The following is a 16,761-nucleotide window of genomic DNA, read 5'->3' as shown; positions in this document are numbered from 1 at the left end:
ATTTAGACAAAAGTCTCATCCAGAGAAGGAAAAGCCATGTGCGGCATCGTTGGCGTGATCTCCCGTTCCCCTGTCAATCAGCTGATTTATGACGCTTTGCTGCTGCTGCAGCACCGCGGTCAGGATGCTGCGGGCATCGTCACGATGCAGGGCAACAAATGCTTCATGCACAAGGCCCGCGGCATGGTGCGTGATGTCTTCCGCACCCGCAATATGCGCGCGCTGCCCGGCACCATCGGCCTGGGCCAGGTGCGTTACCCGACCGCCGGCAATGCGTACAACGAAGAAGAGGCTCAGCCCTTCTACGTCAACGCGCCCTTCGGCCTGGTGCTGGTGCACAACGGCAACCTGACCAATGCGCAAGGGCTGAAGACCGAGCTGTTCGACATTGATCGCCGCCACATCAACACCGAGAGCGACTCGGAAGTTTTGCTGAACGTGTTGGCCCATGAGCTGGAACAGGTGGCGCGTGATCTGCCGCTGACACCCGACGGTGTGTTCAAGGCGGTGCGAGCCGTGCACAAGCGCATCAAGGGCTCTTATGCCGTGATCGCTTTGATCGCCGGTCATGGACTGCTGGCCTTCCGCGATCCTTATGGCATTCGCCCACTGTGCTTTGGGCAAGCGGCCGATGGCGAGTACATGGTGGCGAGCGAAAGCGTGGCCTTGGAAGGCAATGGTTTCCAGCTGGCCCGCGATGTGGCGCCCGGCGAAGCGTTGTTCGTGGACATGAACGGCACGCTGCACACCCAGCAATGCGCGGAGAACCCGACGCTGAACCCCTGCATGTTCGAGTTCGTCTACCTGGCTCGCCCGGATTCGGTGATGGACGGCATCTCTGTCTACCAGGCCCGCCTGAACATGGGTGAGACCCTCGCCCAGCGTCTGATCTCGACCATGCCGCCCAGCGATATCGATGTGGTGATCCCGATTCCTGAATCGAGCCGCCCCTCGGCCATGCAACTGGCGCATCGCATCGGCAAGCCTTACCGCGAAGGCTTTGTGAAGAACCGCTACGTCGGCCGCACCTTCATCATGCCGGGGCAGGGCGCTCGCAAGAAGTCGGTGCGCCAGAAGCTCAACGCTATCGGTCTGGAGTTCAAGGGCCGCAATGTGCTGCTGGTCGATGACTCCATCGTGCGCGGCACCACCTCCAAGGAAATCGTGCAGATGGCCCGTGAAGCCGGTGCGCGCAAGGTCTACCTCGCCTCGGCCGCGCCGCCGGTGCGCTTCCGCAATGTCTACGGCATTGACATGCCGACCAGCGAAGAGCTGGTGGCGCACAACCGCAGCATCGAAGAGATCCGAGAGTTCATTGGCGCCGACGCGCTGATCTACCAGGATGTGGACGCAATGAAGCGCGTGGTCGCGGCCCTGCAGCCCAACTTGCAGGGCTTCGAAGCTTCCTGCTTCGATGGGCACTACATCACCGGCGATGTCACCGCTGAAGACTTTGCCAAGCTCGAGGCCCAACGCCGCAGCCAGGGTGATGAAGAGGAGGGCCCGGCGCGAAGCCGCTTGGCGCTGCAAAGCGGGGGTGATGGCCAATGAGTTTGAGCGATGAAGCCCGCCGCATGGCCCGCGCGGCGCTGCCCGAAGGTCTGCGCCCGGAAACCCTGGCGGTGCGCACGGCGCTGCCGCCCAGCCAGCACGGCGAAAACTCCGAGGGTCTGTTTCTGACCAGCGCCTATGTCCAGCCGGACGCGGCCACCTCAGCCCAGCGTTTCGCCGACTCGGAAGATTTCACCTACTCGCGCACCAGCAACCCGACGGTGCGCAGCTTGGAGGCACGTCTGGCCGCGATGGAGGGCACCGAAGCTGCTATCGCCACGTCCACCGGCATGAGTGCCATCCTGCTGCTGTGCATGGGCTTGCTCAAGGCGGGCGACCATGTGCTGTGCTCGCGCTCGGTGTTTGGTACCACCATCAATCTGTTCGCCAAGGAGTTCGGCAAGTTCGGTGTCGAAACGACCTTCGTTTCGCAGACCGACCTCGCGGAATGGCGCGCGGCCCTGCGCCCCAACACGCGGCTGCTGTTCGCCGAGACGCCGACCAACCCGCTGACCGAAGTCTGCGATATCCGTGCCTTGGCTGACATCGCCCATGGCGCCGGCGCGCTGCTGGTGGTGGACAACACCTATTCCACGCCAGCGTTGCAGCAGCCCACACGCTTTGGTGCAGACCTGGTCATGCACTCAGCGACCAAGTACATGGACGGCCAAGGCCGCGTGATGGGCGGCGCCCTGTGCGGCCCCAATCGCCTGATCAAAGATGTGTTCGGCCCGGTCATGCGCACGGCCGGCATGGTGCTCTCGCCCTTCAATGCCTGGGTGATCTTGAAAGGTCTGGAGACCTTGAGCCTGCGCATGAAGGCGCAGAGCGAACAAGCCTTGGCCGTGGCCCGATGGCTCGAAGCCCGGCCCGAGGTGGCGCGCGTCTATTGCCCGTCTTTGCACTCGCACCCCCAGCATGAGCTGGCCATGCGTCAGCAGTCGGGGCAGGGCGGGGCGGTGCTGTCGTTCGAGTTGAAGGCCGACACGCCCGAGGCTGCACGCGCCGCGGCCTTCCATGTGATCAACAGCACCCGCGTGCTCAGCATTGCCACCAATCTGGGCGACACCAAATCCATCATCACCCATCCGGCCACCACCTCGCATGGCCGCCTCAGCGAGGCCCAGCGTCAGGCCGCCGGCATCAGCCAGGGCCTGATTCGCCTGGCCGTCGGTCTTGAGCATGTCGACGACATCACCGACGACCTGAACCGCGGCCTTTCCACTTTGAACAGCTTATGAGCCAACACGCCAACACTCCTGTGCGCACCCGCATTGCGCCGTCGCCGACCGGTTTTCTGCATCTGGGCACAGCCCGAACGGCCCTGTATTCCTGGGCATACGCACGCCATTACGGCGGCAAGTTCGTGCTGCGCATCGAAGACACCGATGTGGCTCGCTCGACGCAGGATTCGGTGGAGCAGATCCTGGCTTCGATGAAGTGGTTGGGCCTGGACTACGACGAAGGCCCGATCTATCAGATGCAGCGCCTGGAGCGTTACCACGCGGTGGCCGAACAGTTGATTGCTGAGGGCATGGCCTATCGCTGCTACTGCACGCCCGCTGAGCTGGATGAGGTGCGCGAGGCCCAACGAGCGCGCGGTGAAAAGACCCGTTATGACGGCCGCTGGCGCCCGGAGCCCGGCAAGGTGCTGCCGCCGGTGCCAGTCGGCATTGCGCCCGTGGTGCGCTTCAAGAATCCGCTGGACGGCGACGTCACCTGGGACGATCTGGTCAAGGGCCCCATCACCATCAACAACCGCGAGATCGATGACTTGATCATCGTGCGCCCAGCGGCTGCAGATGCGCCTGCAGGCAGCCTGGGTGTGCCGACCTACAACTTCGCTGTGGTGGTGGACGACTGGGATATGCAAATCAGCCATGTCTTCCGCGGCGACGAGCATGTCAACAACACGCCTTGGCAGATCAATATCTTCCGTGCCCTCGGCGCACCGCTGCCGGCCTTCGGACACGTACCGGTGATTCTGGGTGACGACGGCCAGAAGCTGTCCAAACGCCGTGGCGCCGTCAGCGTGACGGCTTACGAAGAAGGCGGTTACCTGCCCGAAGCCATGCTGAATTACCTCTCGCGCCTGGGCTGGAGCCATGGCGACGACGAACTGTTCAGCCGTGAGCAGCTGGTGTCTTGGTTCGATGGCAGCCATCTGAACAAGAGCCCCGCGCAATGGGACCCGGCCAAGCTGGAGTGGGTCAACAGCCAATACATCAAGCAGGCTGATGACGGCCGCTTGTCTGTTCATGTGGCGGCTCAGCTGGCGTCACGTGGCATGCAGGTTGATGCTGCCAAGCTTGCGCCGATGTGCGCCTTGTTCAAGGATCGCTGTTCCACGACCGTGGCGCTGGCCGATTGGTTGGCCATGTATTTCGGCCCGGTCAGCCCTTCGGCCGAGGACTTGGCTGCTCATGTCACTGACGCAGTGAAGCCAGCGTTGGTCACGCTCGCTGACAAGCTGCATGCCTTGGCTGAGTGGAGCAAGCCCGCCATTGCTGCGGCCATCAAGGAAACCATCGCAGCACACGGTCTGAAGATGCCTCAATTGGCCATGCCGGTGCGCGCTTTGGTGTGCGGCCGTGTGCAAACGCCCAGCGTCGATGCGGTGCTGGAGCTGTTCGATCAAGAAATTGTTGTGAAACGCTTGCGCTCCTTGTGAAAATCGTCCTATAATCTACGTCTTGCTTGAACAGCGCGAAACTTTAGATGTCTCGCGGTGCATCAGAAAGCGTGTCGATCTGCAGAGATCAATCAAGCGGTCTGAAGTACTGATAAGAATCATCGGGGGTATAGCTCAGCTGGGAGAGCGCTTGCATGGCATGCAAGAGGTCAGCGGTTCGATCCCGCTTACCTCCACCAAATTCAAGTCGAGTTTGTGTGGCGCGCGGTTCAAATGCAAAAGTTTTGCGATATACTTCGAAGCTTGAATATATAGAGTTAACTGTTGTATACTTTGCGGCAGTTAATAAGAAGGTTTAGTCCCCTTCGTCTAGAGGCCTAGGACACCACCCTTTCACGGTGACTACAGGGGTTCGAATCCCCTAGGGGACGCCAAGTTTGACAAGGCTTGGTAGTTATTGAAAAATAGCTGCAAACTTGTTCGATGTGAGTTGGATTATGTATATAATCTGATTCATCATCTGGAGTGGTAGTTCAGTTGGTTAGAATACCGGCCTGTCACGCCGGGGGTCGCGGGTTCGAGTCCCGTCCACTCCGCCAGCTTTTTAGCAAAGAATGTAGGTTCTTTGTTTGCGTTGAAGAAATTCGGTAAAACGAGTTTCAAAGGCGGCCAAGAAATTGGCCGCAGTTATTTGTAAGATTGTTTTGAGGTTTGATACGCTTGAATGGCGCGGCAACCGAGATTCGCAAGGATCTGGGGGTATAGCTCAGCTGGGAGAGCGCTTGCATGGCATGCAAGAGGTCAGCGGTTCGATCCCGCTTACCTCCACCACCAAACGCTGTTTGGAAGTGGCGCGCGATTCAGGATGTGATCAGGCAAGAAGGTTTAGTCCCCTTCGTCTAGAGGCCTAGGACACCACCCTTTCACGGTGACTACAGGGGTTCGAATCCCCTAGGGGACGCCAAGTTTGACAAGACTTGGCAGTGCTTGAAACAGCGCTGCGTAACTTGTTCGGTGTAGCGCAATATCGGTTTCGATGTTGTGGCTCATCTGGAGTGGTAGTTCAGTTGGTTAGAATACCGGCCTGTCACGCCGGGGGTCGCGGGTTCGAGTCCCGTCCACTCCGCCAACAATCTGATAAACCCCGCAAACGAGAGTTTGTGGGGTTTTTTCTTGTCCGATCGATACTCGCTCAATAGTTTCGCCTACTTGCTGTTTGATATCAGTTCCGTACCTGTGCAATATCCAATACAGGCAAGTGATTGGTGGAGATGACTTCACACCTGTGTTTAGATGGGTAACTTCAGAGTTGAAACTTCAGGTGACTTCGCCCTGTCCGAGCGCTCAGCCCAATTGACTGAACCTGTTTTGAAGTCGCCTCAAGCGTGTTGAGCCCAATAAAAAGAGCTCCCGCTGGGAGCTCTTTGCATATGCAAACTGACCTTCGCGGGTTCAAAGTTTCGCCCGCGGTCCTGCTGAATCGAGCGGGAGGCTCTCAGTTTGCCGCGTCACCCGAGTCTGAGTTTCAGCTGAACATCTGATTGCGGATCAAACCCACAGCCAAACCTTCGATGGCGAAACTTTCGTCATCCGCTGCCACTTGAATGGGTTCGAACTCTGAGTTTTCCGGCAGCAATTCGATGCCGCTGCGATTGCGTTTGAAGCGTTTGACTGTCACTTCATCGCCGATCCGCGCCACCACGATCTGGCCGTTCTTGGCCTCTGATGCTTTTTGCACGGCCAAAAGGTCGCCATCCATGATGCCGATGTCTTTCATGCTCATGCCTTTCACTTTGAGCAGGAAGTCGGGCTTCTTGGCGAACATGCTAGCCTCAACGGCGTAGTTTTGTTCGATGTGTTCCTGTGCCAGGATGGGGTGGCCGGCTGCCACGCGCCCAATCAGTGGGAGATTCAGCTGGGCTAAGCTGGCCAGCGGAAAGTCGAGTTGCTGGCGATCGCTGCTGCGTGTCGCGGCTCGGCCGCGCGCATATCCGGCCTGAAACTCACGTGCTTCTTGTGACTCGCGGGCATCACGTGCGGAGTTGAGCGCTCTCAATGTGTCAGACTTCAGCCGGATGCCGCGCGAGGTGCCGCCAACCAGTTCGATGGCGCCCTTGCGGGCCAGGGCTTGCAGGTGTTCCTCGGCTGCATTGGCGGAGCGAAAACCGAGCTCGGCTGCGATCTCGGCGCGGGTCGGTGGAGCGCCGGTGCGTTCGATGGCGGCTCGTACCAGATCGAGGATCTGCTGTTGGCGCGCGGTGAGTTTCGGGCTGTCTTCCACGGTGGTCATCCTCTGCTTGGAGCTTGAGTGCCTGAATATTTATCCAGTGACTGTATTTTCATCCAGGAAATCTAAAATTGCAAAGCAAGCCAGACTCAAATGCAGTGAATGAGCCAGTTTCAGCAGTGAATTCTGGCTTGGTTGTGATTCTCGGGACCGGCGGCACCATTGCCGGGACGGCCAGCGACGCCTCGGACAATGTCGGCTATCAGGCCGCCCAGCTCGGCGTGGGTCAGTTGATCGCCGCTATTCCACCGCTGGCTCAGCGCCGTCTGGAGGCGGAGCAAGTGGCGCAGCTGGACAGCAAGGACATGGATTTCACCACCTGGCAGCTGTTGGCCGAACGGGTGGCTTTCCACCTGGAGCGACCCGAGGTGGCAGGTCTGGTCATCACCCACGGCACGGACACGCTGGAAGAGACGGCCTATTTCCTGCAGCGCGTCTTGGCGCCGGGTAAGCCGGTGGTGATCACGGCAGCGATGCGCCCGGCCACGGCCTTGCAAACCGATGGGCCTCAGAACCTGCTTGATGCGGTGACGCTGGCTGCTGCGGGTTCAGCGCCGGGTGTTTTTGTGGTGTTTGCCGGCAGCATTTACTCCGCCGAACAAGTTCGCAAGGTCCACAGCTACCGCGTGGATGCGTTCGCGTCCGCTGATGGGGCGCGTTTGGCTGTGGTGGAAGAGGGTGTCGTGCGCTGGTTCGCGGCCCGACCGCAGCGCGATGCAGGTCCGGCGTTTGATCTCGCTCTTTTGCGGCGGTCAGCTCTGACTTGGCCGCGTGTGCAGATGGTGTTCAACCACGTCGGCGCGGATGGCTCGGTGGTTCGGGCCTTGTTGGCGCATGGTGTGGACGGGCTGGTGGTCGCCGGCACCGGCAATGGCAGTCTTTCTCAGTCGCTTGAGGCTGCGCTGCGGGAGGCACAGGCGCAAGGCGTGCGCGTGCTGCGTAGCACGCGCTGTGATGCTGGGCCAGTCACGGCGTCAAACGAGGCCTTGCCCAGCGCGGGCGCGCTGAGCCCGGTGAAGGCACGGATCGCACTGCTGCTGGACTTGCTCTCAAACCCAGCGCAGCGCTGAACCGCGCCCCAAGCTTCGGACTCAGGCCAGGGTCAGGGTGACGTCGATATTGCCGCGGGTGGCGTTCGAGTAGGGGCAGACCTGGTGGGCAGCATCCACCAGGTCTTGGGCCACGCTGCGGTCCACGCCGGGCACCGAGATATTCAGTGCCACCTGGATGCCGAAACCGGCGGGAATGGGGCCGATGCCGACATCGGCTGTGATGGACACTTCGGCCGGCAGGGCGACCTTCTTCATCATGGCCACATGCTTGAGTGCGCCGATGAAGCAGGCTGAATAACCGGCCGCAAACAGCTGCTCGGGGTTGGTGCCCGGGCCGCCGGCGCCACCCAGTTCCTTGGGCGTGGAGAGCTGCACGCTCAGCGCGCCGTCCGAGCTGGAGGACGTGCCTTGGCGGCCGCCGGTCGAAGTGGCGCGGGCGGTGTAGAGGACTTTTTCGATGGACATGATGCAGTTCTTCCTATCAAACAGAGGTGGCGGGAGGAATGTCGGCGTCCGCCAGCTGCTGGCGCAGCTCGTGCAGACGTCGAGTCAGGGAACTCAGTTCTTCCAGTGGGCAGGCGGCGGCGCAGGCCAGCTGCGGAGGGATGGCGAGGGCCCGAGCCTTGAGGCTGAGGCCGGTCGGGGTCAGCAGGATGTCGACGCGCCGTTCATCATGAGTGGCGCGCTGGCGTTTCACCAAGCTTGCGATTTCCATGCGTTTGAGCAAGGGCGTGAGCGTCCCGGAATCGAGCGACAGGCGCTCGCCCAGGGTGGAAACGCTGATGCCGTCTTGCTCCCAAAGGACCAACATCACCAGGTACTGTGGATAGGTCAGGCCCAGTGGTTCCAGCAGGGGCTTGTAGAGCTTGGTCATGGCCAGCGAACTGGCGTAGAGCGCGAAGCACAGTTGCCGGTCCAGACGGAGCCAGTCTTCGGGCTTGTCAGCTGAGGGCGGTTCACCGTTGATTGCTTGGATCTTGCGTGGCATGGGTGATAATGTATTTCGCAATTTAATTGCGCACAATCCATATGGGTATTTGCGGCGGGCCTAGGGCGCCGCAGGTCTGAGCTGACGATGAAAGCGAGCACGACATGTCTTTGAGCCTTTTGGCCAATGCGTTGGTGGCCCTGGTGGCCGCCTTGCACCTGTACTTCCTGGTGCTGGAGATGTTTTTCTGGACCAAGCCTTTGGGCCGGCGGGTGTTCCGCCTGACGCCTGAGTTTGCAGAGGCAAGCAAGACCCTGGCCGCTAATCAGGGGCTGTACAACGGATTCCTGAGCGCGGGCTTGATCTGGGGCTTACTGCAGGGCTCCGCCGGCGTGCCCACGCAGCTGTTCTTCTTGGCCTGCGTGGTGGTGGCGGGCGTGTATGGCGCGGCCACAGTGGGCAAGAAGATCCTGTTCGTGCAAGCCGTGCCGGCGGCGCTTGCTGCTGCCTTGGTCTTGCTGGCCTGAGCGCTGGAGCAGGCAAGAAAAAAAGGCCCGAAATCATCGGGCCCTTTTTGCGTCAAGTCGTGCCTGACAGCAGCGCTTTGCTTCGCGTCGTGATGATCAAGCCGCCGCGTGAATCGCGTCCACCTGGGCACTCAGTTCCAGCCAGCGAAGCTCGGCGCTTTCAAGCTCGTCATGGATGCCTTTGAGGCGCTTGCCGGCCTCGACGATTTGTCCCGGCGTGGCCGAGCCCGCTGCCAACTGCGCCTCAAGAGCCGTGCGCTCATCGGCGAGTTTGTTCAGCGTGGCGTCGATGGCGTCCATTTCTTTGCGCAAGGGCCGGGTTTGGTCGGCCAACTTTTGGCGAGCCTGGCCACTGAGCTTGCGGTCCTCGCGCGCGGCCGGGGCGGCGGCTGGTGTGGCCACGGCCGCCACGGGCGCAGGTGCTGGCGCCACCGTGGATTTGCCGGCCTTGGCCATGGCTTTGGCGGCTTCCTTGGCTGCCTTGGCCGCTTCCTTGGACTGGTCGAGCAGCCAGCGCTGGTAGTCGTCCAGGTCACCGTCGAACGGTGACACCGCGCCCTTGGTGACCAGCCAGAACTCGTCGCAGACCTCGCGCAGCAGGGCCCGGTCGTGGCTGACCAGCATGACGGTGCCTTCGAACTCGTTGAGCGCCATTGACAGCGCCTCGCGAGTGTTGAGGTCCAGGTGGTTGGTAGGTTCGTCCAGCAGCAGCAGATTAGGGCGCTGCCAGACCAGCATGGCCAGCACCAGGCGTGCCTTCTCGCCGCCCGAGAGGCTGCCCACCTGCTGGTTGACCATGTCGCCGACAAAGCGGAACTGGCCCAGGAAGTCGCGCAGCTCTTGCTCGCGCGCCTGCGGGCTCACTTCCTTGGCCAGGCGCACCATGTGCGAGAGCGGGCCCTCTTCGGGCCGCAGCACGTCCATTTCCTGCTGGGCAAAGTAGCCGATGGTCAGGCCCTTGCCCTCGGTGATCTTGCCGCCCATGGCGCGCTGCATGCGGGCCACGGTCTTGACCACGGTGGACTTGCCCTGGCCGTTGGCGCCCAGGATGCCGATGCGCTGGCCGGCCAGCACCGAGCGGTCGATGCCGCGCACGATGATGTTCTCGATGCCGTCAACCTCATAGCCGCAAGCCACGTCATCGAACATGAGCATGGGGTTGGGCAGGCTGACTGGTTCCTTGAATTCGAAATTGAAGTCGGCCGAGGCCAGCACCGGCGCGAGGCGCTCCATGCGCTCCAGCGCCTTGACCCGGCTTTGCGCTTGTTTGGCCTTGCTGGCCTTGGCTTTGAAGCGGTCGATGAACTTCTGCAAGTGGGCGATGCGGTCCTGCTGCTTGCCAAACGCGGCCTGTTGCTGCTCCATGCGTTCGGCTCGCATCGACTCGAAGGCGGTGTAATTGCCGCCATAGCGGTGCAGCTTGGCTTCGTCCAGATGCAAGGTCACCTTGGTGATGGCGTCCAGGAACTCGCGGTCATGGCTGATGATGATCAGGGTGCCGTCGTAGCGCTGCAGCCACGCCTCCAGCCAGACCAGGGCGTCCAAGTCCAAGTGGTTGGTCGGCTCGTCCAGCAGCATCAGCTCGGCCGGGCACATCAGGGCGCGGGCCAGTTGCAAGCGCATGCGCCAGCCGCCCGAAAAGCTGTTCACCGGCGCATCCACCTGCTCGCCCTTGAAACCCAGGCCCATCAGCAGGGCCTGCGCGCGCGGCTTGGCATCGAAAGCGCCGGCGTCCATCAGCAGGGCGTGAGCGTCAGCCATGGCGTGGCCATCCTCGGCGGCTTCCGCGTCGGACAGGGCCTTGCGTGCCGCCATCAGGCGGACATCGCCTTCGAGCACGAACTCGGTGGCCGGCATGTCGGTCTCCGGCATGTTCTGCGCCACTTCACCCACGGCCCATTGGCGCGGGATGTCCACTTCGCCTTTGTCGCTTTGCAGGCGGTCGGTCAGCAAGGCAAAGAGGCTGGACTTGCCGGCGCCGTTGCGCCCCACCAGGCCGACTTTCTCGCCCGGTTGCAGGAGAACGCTGGCGTCATCCAGCACGACCTTGGTGCCGCGTCGCAGCGTGATATTGCGCAGCGTGATCATGATGTAGCCGGGCCCTGGTTGTTGTTCTTGTTGGCGTTCATATTCAGTGATTCTTCAGTGATCAGCAGCACCTGGTCGGCCCCCGAGGAGGTCTCCATCCAGGCAGCTTCCAGCTCGGGGAAGGCCGCTTCGAAAAACGGCCGCTCATTGCCGATCTCCAGCAAGAGCACGCCATGAGGTTTGAGCACAGCCGGCGCATCGGCCAGCAGCCTGCGTATGAAGTCCATGCCATCGGCGCCGCCGGCCAGGGCCAGCTCGGGCTCGGCGCGGTACTCGGCTGGCAGGGCTGACATGGCTTGACTGTTGACATAGGGCGGGTTGCAAAGAATCAGGTCGTAGCGGCGGCCGGCGGCGATCGCCGGTGCCAGGCCGTCGCCTTGCATCAAGCGGATGCGGGCATGCAGGCCATGCTTGTCGACGTTGATGCGCGCCACTTCCAGGGCTTCGGCGCTCAGATCCAGGCCGTCCACCTGTACCTCGGGCCAGGCCATGGCGGCCAGCACGGCCAGCGAGCCATTGCCCGTGCACAGGTCCAGCACTTCGGTGGTCTGCCCGGAGAGCCAAGAGTCGATGCTGGCGTCGGCGATCAGTTCGGCGATGAAGCTGCGCGGCACGATGGCACGCTCGTCCACGTAGAAGGGCACGCCTTGCAGCCAGGCCTCGCGGGTCAGGTAGGCGGCCGGCTTGCGCGTCGCGATGCGTTGCTCGATCAGCTCGGCAATTCGCGCTTGCTGCTCGGCGCTCAGTTCCTGGGCTTCATGCTCGTCCAGCTGGTCCAGTGGCAGCCCCAGGGCCCAGAGCGCCAGCCAGGCGGCCTCGTCGAAGGCCACGGCCGTGCCGTGGCCAAATGAAACGCCCGCCTCGGAAAGGCGGGCGGCTTGGGCCTCGATGCAGTTCAGTAAATTCATGGGGGCTCGGTGAAGGGCAGGGCGTGATTGTCGCCGATGGTGCGGTACCTATTGGTCGCCGGGTCTGTACGCCATGGAGCCCTCATCTCAATCCCTGTTCGGGAACATCAGGTGTACCACCCTATAGGCCAAGCCACATTCAGTGTCGGTCACCGACCGGAAGTCGCGTCCTTTCATGCAGCAGCCCTTCGAGGCTGCGCTTCATGTCATGCCAGCAGCAGCTCCAGTGTGCGGCGGTAGATGTTCTTCAAAGGTTCAAGGTTGTCGGCCGGCAGGTATTCGTCCACCTTGTGAATGCTGGCGTTGATGGGCCCGAACTCGATCACTTGCGGGCAGATCTTGGCGATGAAACGACCATCCGATGTGCCGCCGGTGGTGGAGAGCTGCGTCTGACGGCCGGTCTCGGCCTCGATGGCGGCGCAAAGGGCGCCGCTCAGCTTGCCCACGGGCGTCAAGAAGGGCTCGCCGCCCAAGGTCCAGTCGAGCGCGTACTCCAGGCCATGCCGGGCCAGCAGCGATTGCACGCGGGCCTTGAGACCTTCCGGCGTCGACTCGGTCGAGAAGCGGAAGTTGAAATCCACCACCATGTCACCAGGGATGACGTTGGTGGCGCCAGTACCAGCGTGGATGTTGGAGATCTGGAAGGTGGTGGCCGGGAAGTAGTCGTTGCCTTCGTCCCAGCGGGCCGCAGCCAGCTCGGCGATGGCCGCTGCCGCCTGATGCACCGGGTTGCGCGCCAGCTGCGGGTAGGCCACATGGCCTTGCACGCCCTTGACCTTGAGCTTGCCCGAGAGCGTGCCGCGGCGGCCGTTCTTGATCATGTCGCCGACTTGTTCGACCGAAGTCGGTTCGCCGACGATGCAGTAGTCCAGGCGCTGCCCCTGAGCCTTGAGTTGCTCACAGCAGACCTTGGTGCCGTCGACCGAGGGGCCTTCTTCGTCGCTGGTCAGCAAAAAGGCCAGACTGCCGCTGTGTTCGGGCTGGCCGCGCACGAACTCCTCTGCGGCCACCACCATGGCGGCCAGCGAGCCCTTCATATCAGCAACGCCGCGGCCGTAGATGCGGCCCTCGCGGTAGCTGGGCACGAAGGGGTCGGAGGTCCAGGCGTCCAGGCGCCCCGGCGGCACCACATCGGTGTGACCGGCGAACATCAAGACGGGGCCTTCAGCATCGCGGCCGCGTTTGATGGCCCAGAGGTTGCTAACCCGGAAGGACTCGGGTCCGCTGTCCATGCGCTGCAGCTCGAAGCCCAGGGCGGACAGGCGCTCGCCGATCAATTCCAGGCAACCGGCGTCATCGGGCGTGACGGAGGGGCGGGCGACCAGCGCTTCCAGCAGGGCGAGGGTGTCGGACATGGGGGGGCAGTGGATGGGCAACAGGGGGAAATCGGGCCGCGCTAAGGCGCAGGGGAGGGAGGCGCTTCAGTCGCCGCGCACGTCCAAGGTGATCTCGGTGAAGCTGGCCTCGTCGCTGGCTGCCTCTTCCTTGATCGCCGCTTGCTTGTTGGCGCCCGGCTCGTCGTTTTGCAAACGCCAGAGCAGATTGGTCGGCGAGTCGGCGAAGGCCAGGCCTTCGTCGCGGGTGATGACGCCGTCCTTGATCAGCTGGGCGAAATGCTCTTCATAACTCTGCGAGCCCTCGGCAATGGACTTCTCCATGGCCTCTTTGACGCCGCCAAAGTCGCCGTTCTCGATGAACTCACCGATCAACTTGGTGTTCAGCATGATCTCGATCACCGGAATGCGGCCGCCGGCCGTGGCGCGGACCAGTCGCTGCGAGATGATGGATTTCAGGCCAGCGGCTAGGTCGTTCAACAAAGCCGGGCGCGACTCCGGCGTGTAGAAGGACAAGATGCGGTTCAGCGCGTGATACGTGTTATTTCCGTGCAGCGTGGCCAACACCAGATGGCCGGACAGGGCGTAGGAAATCGCGGCCGTCATGGTTTCGCGGTCACGGATTTCGCCGATCAGGATGCAGTCCGGCGACTGACGCAGCGCGTTTTTCAGCGCCACCTGCAGAGATGCAGTGTCCCGGCCGACTTCGCGCTGGTTGACCACCGAGCGCTTGTTGCTGAACAGGTACTCCAGCGGGTCCTCGATGGTCAGGATGTGGCCGGCCATGGTCTGGTTGCGCAGCTCCAGCATGGAGGCCAGCGTGGTGCTCTTGCCGGTGCCGGTGGCGCCCACCATCAGGATCAGGCCACGCTTTTCCTGCACCAGCTTGCCCAGGATGGGCGGCAGGTTCAGCTGCTCCAGCGAGGGGATGATGTGCGGAATGTGGCGGAACACCGCGGCGATGGTGCCGCGCTGGCGAAAGCCTGAGAGCCGGAAGCTGCCCACGCCGGGAATGGCCACGGCCATGTTCAGCTCGCCGTTCTGGTCCAGCTCGGCCATCTGCGCCGGCTCGACCACCTCGGCGATCAGCTGGCGCGGCTGCATGGGCCCGAGCAATTGATCAGACAGCTGCACGATCTGCCCGTTCAGGCGGATCAGCACCGGCATCTTGGCCGACAGGTAAGCGTCGGACGCACCCTTCTCGGCCATCAGCCGCAGGATGCGTTCCATGTTTCCACTCATCGTGCTGTCTCCCTGTTCTTGGTCTTCAAGCCGCTGGACGCGCCCCGGTTTCAGCCAGGGCTGTGCGGTGCTGCGCTCAGGCGCGCAACAGGTCGTTGATGCTGGTCTTGGCGCGGGTGCCGGCGTCGACCTTCTTGACGATGATGGCCGCGTAGAGGCTGTACTTGCCTTCGTTCTTGGGCAGGCTGCCGCTGATCACCACCGAGCCGGCGGGCACGCGGCCGTAGCTGACGGTGTCGGTTTCGCGGTCATAGATCGGTGTGCTCTGGCCGATGTAGACGCCCATGGAGATGACCGAGTTTTCCTCCACGATCACGCCTTCCACCACTTCCGAGCGGGCGCCGATGAAGCAGTTGTCTTCGATGATGGTGGGGTTGGCCTGCAGGGGCTCCAGTACGCCGCCGATGCCGACGCCGCCGCTCAGGTGCACGTTCTTGCCGATCTGAGCGCAGCTGCCGACGGTGGCCCAGGTGTCGACCATGGTGCCTTCGTCGACGTAGGCGCCGATGTTGACGTAGCTGGGCATCAGGATCACGTTCTTGGCCAGGAAGCTGCCACGGCGCGCCACGGCAGGCGGCACCACGCGCACGCCCATGGCGCGGACGGCTTCTTCGCTCAGGCCGCCGAACTTGGTCGGCACCTTGTCGAAGAAGCTCATGTCGCCGGCGCCCATCAGGCGGTTGTCGTTCAGGCGGAAAGACAGCAGCACGGCCTTCTTGACCCACTGGTGCACGGTCCACTGGCCCACGGCCTGGCGCTCGGCTACGCGCAGGCGGCCAGCGTCCAGATCGGCCAGCACATGCTCCACGGCCTCGCGCACTTCGGGGGCATTGGCGGCCGTGATGTTGGCGCGGTTGTCCCAGGCCAGTTCGATGGTCGATTGCAGATGGGCTTGTGTCATGAGTGAAAGCTCGCGGCAGCGGGTGCCAGTCAGGAGGAAAGGGAAGAAGAAGAGGAGGAAAAGGATTCGATGTAGGCGACGATGCGCTGGGCCGCTTCAAGGCATTCCGCGCTTTCGGCCACCAGGGCCAGCCGGATGCGACCGGCGCCGGGGTTGACGCCGTGGGCCTTGCGCGCCAGCAGGCTGCCCGGCAGCACCGCCACATTGTATTGAGCCAGCAGGCCTTGAGCGAAGGCGATGTCATCGCCGCCGTGGATGTGGCGCGGCAGGCCGCACCAGAGGTAGAAGCCAGCGTCCGGCAGGGCCACATCCATATGTGCGGCCAGCAGCGGCGTGACGGCGGCAAACTTGGCGCGGTACTGCGCGCGGTTCTCGATCACATGGGCTTCATCGTTCCAGGCGGCCACGCTGGCGGCTTGCACGATGGGGCTCATGGCGCTGCCGTGGTAGGTGCGGTAGAGCAGGAACTTCTTCAGCAGCGCCGCATCGCCGGCGACAAAGCCCGAACGCATGCCCGGCACATTGCTGCGCTTGGATAGGCTGGTGAAGGCGATCAGGTTCTTGAAATCCGCGCGGCCCAGGCGGGCGGCGGCCTCCAGGCCGCCCAGTGGCGCTTCATCGCGGAAGTAGATCTCCGAGTAGCACTCGTCCGAGGCGATCACAAAGCCATGGCGATCGCTGAGCTCGAACAGCATGCGCCACTCGTCCAGCGGCATGACCGCGCCGGTCGGGTTGCCAGGCGAGCAGACGTAGAGCAGCTGGGTGCGGGCCCAAGTGGCCTCGTCGATCTGGGACCAGTCGGCGGCGAAGTTCTTGGCCGGGTCGCTGTTGGCAAAGGCGGTCTGCGCGCCGGCCAGCAGGGCCGCGCCTTCGTAGATTTGGTAGAAGGGATTCGGGCAGACCACGGTGGCGCCGGTGCGGCTGGGGTCGATCACGGTTTGCGCCAGGGCGAACAGCGCTTCGCGCGAGCCATTGACCGGCAGCACCTGGCTGGCCGGGTTGAGGCTAAGACCGTAGCGGCGCTGCAGCCAGGCGCAGATGGCTTCGCGCAGCGCCGGCTCGCCGGCCGTGGCCGGGTAGCCCGACAAGCCCTTGAGGCTGGCCATCAGCGCGTCTTCAATCAGCTTGGGCGCCGGATGCTTGGGCTCGCCGATGCCCAGGCTGATGGGCCGGTAGGCGGGGTTGGGTGTGATGCCCGCGTTCAGGGCCCGCAGGCGCTCGAACGGATAGGGGTGCAGCTTGTCCAGCAGCGGGTTGTGGGGCACGGAAGAGGCGGCAGCAGCGTTCATGACAGCGGGTGGGGGAATCGCC

14 protein-coding genes and 6 tRNA genes are annotated in these 16,761 nt (G+C 62.8%); 11 read left to right on the top strand and 9 right to left on the bottom strand.

Annotation, left to right across the window (positions count from 1 at the left end; genetic code table 11):
- Window positions 1-36: 36 nt before the first annotated feature.
- From purF to ACQY39_RS16515, 9 genes are all read left to right on the top strand, one after another.
- On the top strand, window positions 37-1,551 hold the full coding sequence (purF, locus tag ACQY39_RS16555; protein ID WP_428508036.1) for an amidophosphoribosyltransferase: 1,515 nt from the start codon (window positions 37-39) through the stop codon (window positions 1,549-1,551).
- Complete coding sequence (locus ACQY39_RS16550) at window positions 1,548-2,792, top strand: O-succinylhomoserine sulfhydrylase (RefSeq protein WP_428508034.1); 1,245 nt, start codon at window positions 1,548-1,550, stop codon at window positions 2,790-2,792. The genes purF and ACQY39_RS16550 overlap by 4 nt, the downstream gene beginning before the upstream one ends.
- The gene (gene gltX, locus ACQY39_RS16545) at window positions 2,789-4,222 is read left to right on the top strand and encodes a glutamate--tRNA ligase (RefSeq protein WP_428508032.1); all 1,434 of its coding nucleotides are present in this window, start codon (window positions 2,789-2,791) and stop codon (window positions 4,220-4,222) included. Before ACQY39_RS16550 ends, gltX begins: the two co-directional genes overlap by 4 nt.
- A gap of 124 nt (window positions 4,223-4,346) precedes the next feature.
- A tRNA-Ala gene (locus tag ACQY39_RS16540) sits at window positions 4,347-4,422 on the top strand.
- A 119-nt stretch (window positions 4,423-4,541) separates the two neighbouring features.
- Window positions 4,542-4,617, top strand: a tRNA-Glu gene (locus tag ACQY39_RS16535).
- A gap of 88 nt (window positions 4,618-4,705) precedes the next feature.
- Window positions 4,706-4,782 (top strand) — tRNA-Asp (locus ACQY39_RS16530).
- Window positions 4,783-4,938: 156 nt separating this feature from the next.
- Window positions 4,939-5,014: transfer RNA gene (locus ACQY39_RS16525), tRNA-Ala, on the top strand.
- A 57-nt stretch (window positions 5,015-5,071) separates the two neighbouring features.
- Window positions 5,072-5,147 (top strand) — tRNA-Glu (locus ACQY39_RS16520).
- Between the two features lie 88 nt (window positions 5,148-5,235).
- Window positions 5,236-5,312: transfer RNA gene (locus ACQY39_RS16515), tRNA-Asp, on the top strand.
- Window positions 5,313-5,708: 396 nt separating this feature from the next.
- On the opposite strand, the gene lexA is transcribed toward ACQY39_RS16515, so the two are convergent.
- Complete coding sequence (gene lexA / locus ACQY39_RS16510; RefSeq protein ID WP_428508030.1) at window positions 5,709-6,464, bottom strand: transcriptional repressor LexA; 756 nt, start codon at window positions 6,462-6,464, stop codon at window positions 5,709-5,711.
- A gap of 143 nt (window positions 6,465-6,607) precedes the next feature.
- Between lexA and ACQY39_RS16505 the strand changes: the two genes are divergently transcribed.
- Window positions 6,608-7,540: an asparaginase gene (locus ACQY39_RS16505; protein ID WP_428510864.1), complete on the top strand. Its 933-nt coding sequence runs from the start codon at window positions 6,608-6,610 to the stop codon at window positions 7,538-7,540.
- A 21-nt stretch (window positions 7,541-7,561) separates the two neighbouring features.
- Here the strand turns inward: ACQY39_RS16505 and ACQY39_RS16500 are convergent, their stop codons facing one another.
- Window positions 7,562-7,987 (bottom strand): organic hydroperoxide resistance protein, encoded by a 426-nt coding sequence (locus tag ACQY39_RS16500; RefSeq protein WP_263520105.1) that lies wholly within the window; start codon window positions 7,985-7,987, stop codon window positions 7,562-7,564.
- Between the two features lie 16 nt (window positions 7,988-8,003).
- Window positions 8,004-8,510, bottom strand: a complete 507-nt coding sequence (locus ACQY39_RS16495; RefSeq protein ID WP_428508028.1) for a MarR family winged helix-turn-helix transcriptional regulator — start codon at window positions 8,508-8,510, stop codon at window positions 8,004-8,006.
- Window positions 8,511-8,614: 104 nt separating this feature from the next.
- Here ACQY39_RS16495 and ACQY39_RS16490 point away from each other — a divergent pair, with 104 nt between their 5' ends.
- Entirely contained in the window at window positions 8,615-8,977 is a 363-nt protein-coding gene (locus ACQY39_RS16490) for a DUF1304 domain-containing protein (protein WP_428508026.1), read from the top strand.
- A gap of 96 nt (window positions 8,978-9,073) precedes the next feature.
- Here ACQY39_RS16490 and ACQY39_RS16485 read toward each other — a convergent pair whose 3' ends face one another.
- From ACQY39_RS16485 to dapC, 6 genes are all read right to left on the bottom strand, one after another.
- On the bottom strand, window positions 9,074-11,065 hold the full coding sequence (locus ACQY39_RS16485; protein ID WP_428508024.1) for an ABC-F family ATP-binding cassette domain-containing protein: 1,992 nt from the start codon (window positions 11,063-11,065) through the stop codon (window positions 9,074-9,076).
- Window positions 11,062-11,973: a 50S ribosomal protein L3 N(5)-glutamine methyltransferase gene (gene prmB / locus ACQY39_RS16480; RefSeq protein WP_428508022.1), complete on the bottom strand. Its 912-nt coding sequence runs from the start codon at window positions 11,971-11,973 to the stop codon at window positions 11,062-11,064. Before prmB ends, ACQY39_RS16485 begins: the two co-directional genes overlap by 4 nt.
- 206 nt (window positions 11,974-12,179) lie before the next feature.
- Window positions 12,180-13,328 carry a succinyl-diaminopimelate desuccinylase gene (dapE, locus tag ACQY39_RS16475; RefSeq protein WP_428508020.1) on the bottom strand — a complete coding sequence of 383 codons (1,149 nt, stop codon included), beginning with the start codon at window positions 13,326-13,328 and terminating at the stop codon, window positions 12,180-12,182.
- A gap of 66 nt (window positions 13,329-13,394) precedes the next feature.
- The gene (locus tag ACQY39_RS16470; protein WP_263564802.1) at window positions 13,395-14,549 is read right to left on the bottom strand and encodes a PilT/PilU family type 4a pilus ATPase; all 1,155 of its coding nucleotides are present in this window, start codon (window positions 14,547-14,549) and stop codon (window positions 13,395-13,397) included.
- 76 nt (window positions 14,550-14,625) lie between these two features.
- A complete protein-coding gene (dapD, locus tag ACQY39_RS16465) occupies window positions 14,626-15,450 on the bottom strand; it encodes a 2,3,4,5-tetrahydropyridine-2,6-dicarboxylate N-succinyltransferase (RefSeq protein ID WP_428508017.1) in 825 nt (274 codons plus the stop codon).
- Between the two features lie 29 nt (window positions 15,451-15,479).
- Window positions 15,480-16,739, bottom strand: coding sequence for a succinyldiaminopimelate transaminase (gene dapC, locus ACQY39_RS16460; RefSeq protein ID WP_428508015.1), 1,260 nt, complete (start codon window positions 16,737-16,739; stop codon window positions 15,480-15,482).
- Window positions 16,740-16,761: the final 22 nt, after the last annotated feature.

The sequence above is a fragment of the Roseateles sp. genome, from assembly GCF_965262435.1.
Taxonomy (GTDB): Bacteria; Pseudomonadota; Gammaproteobacteria; order Burkholderiales; family Burkholderiaceae_C; genus Paucibacter_A.
Note: the sequence above shows the minus strand (reverse complement) of the source record. Positions and strands in the feature narration are given on the sequence as shown.

Excerpts from the sequence above, each read along its gene's own strand:
- gltX (WP_428508032.1), top strand. The coding sequence starts at position 2,789 with ATGAGCCAACACGCCAACACTCCTGTGCGCACCCGCATTGCGCCGTCG.
- dapD (WP_428508017.1), bottom strand. The coding sequence starts at position 15,450 with ATGACACAAGCCCATCTGCAATCGACCATCGAACTGGCCTGGGACAAC.
- ACQY39_RS16470 (WP_263564802.1), bottom strand. The coding sequence starts at position 14,549 with ATGAGTGGAAACATGGAACGCATCCTGCGGCTGATGGCCGAGAAGGGT.
- ACQY39_RS16485 (WP_428508024.1), bottom strand. The coding sequence starts at position 11,065 with ATGATCACGCTGCGCAATATCACGCTGCGACGCGGCACCAAGGTCGTG.
- ACQY39_RS16550 (WP_428508034.1), top strand. The coding sequence starts at position 1,548 with ATGAGTTTGAGCGATGAAGCCCGCCGCATGGCCCGCGCGGCGCTGCCC.
- ACQY39_RS16495 (WP_428508028.1), bottom strand. The coding sequence starts at position 8,510 with ATGCCACGCAAGATCCAAGCAATCAACGGTGAACCGCCCTCAGCTGAC.
- purF (WP_428508036.1), top strand. The coding sequence starts at position 37 with ATGTGCGGCATCGTTGGCGTGATCTCCCGTTCCCCTGTCAATCAGCTG.
- dapC (WP_428508015.1), bottom strand. The coding sequence starts at position 16,739 with ATGAACGCTGCTGCCGCCTCTTCCGTGCCCCACAACCCGCTGCTGGAC.
- dapE (WP_428508020.1), bottom strand. The coding sequence starts at position 13,328 with ATGTCCGACACCCTCGCCCTGCTGGAAGCGCTGGTCGCCCGCCCCTCC.
- ACQY39_RS16490 (WP_428508026.1), top strand. The coding sequence starts at position 8,615 with ATGTCTTTGAGCCTTTTGGCCAATGCGTTGGTGGCCCTGGTGGCCGCC.
- prmB (WP_428508022.1), bottom strand. The coding sequence starts at position 11,973 with ATGAATTTACTGAACTGCATCGAGGCCCAAGCCGCCCGCCTTTCCGAG.
- ACQY39_RS16500 (WP_263520105.1), bottom strand. The coding sequence starts at position 7,987 with ATGTCCATCGAAAAAGTCCTCTACACCGCCCGCGCCACTTCGACCGGC.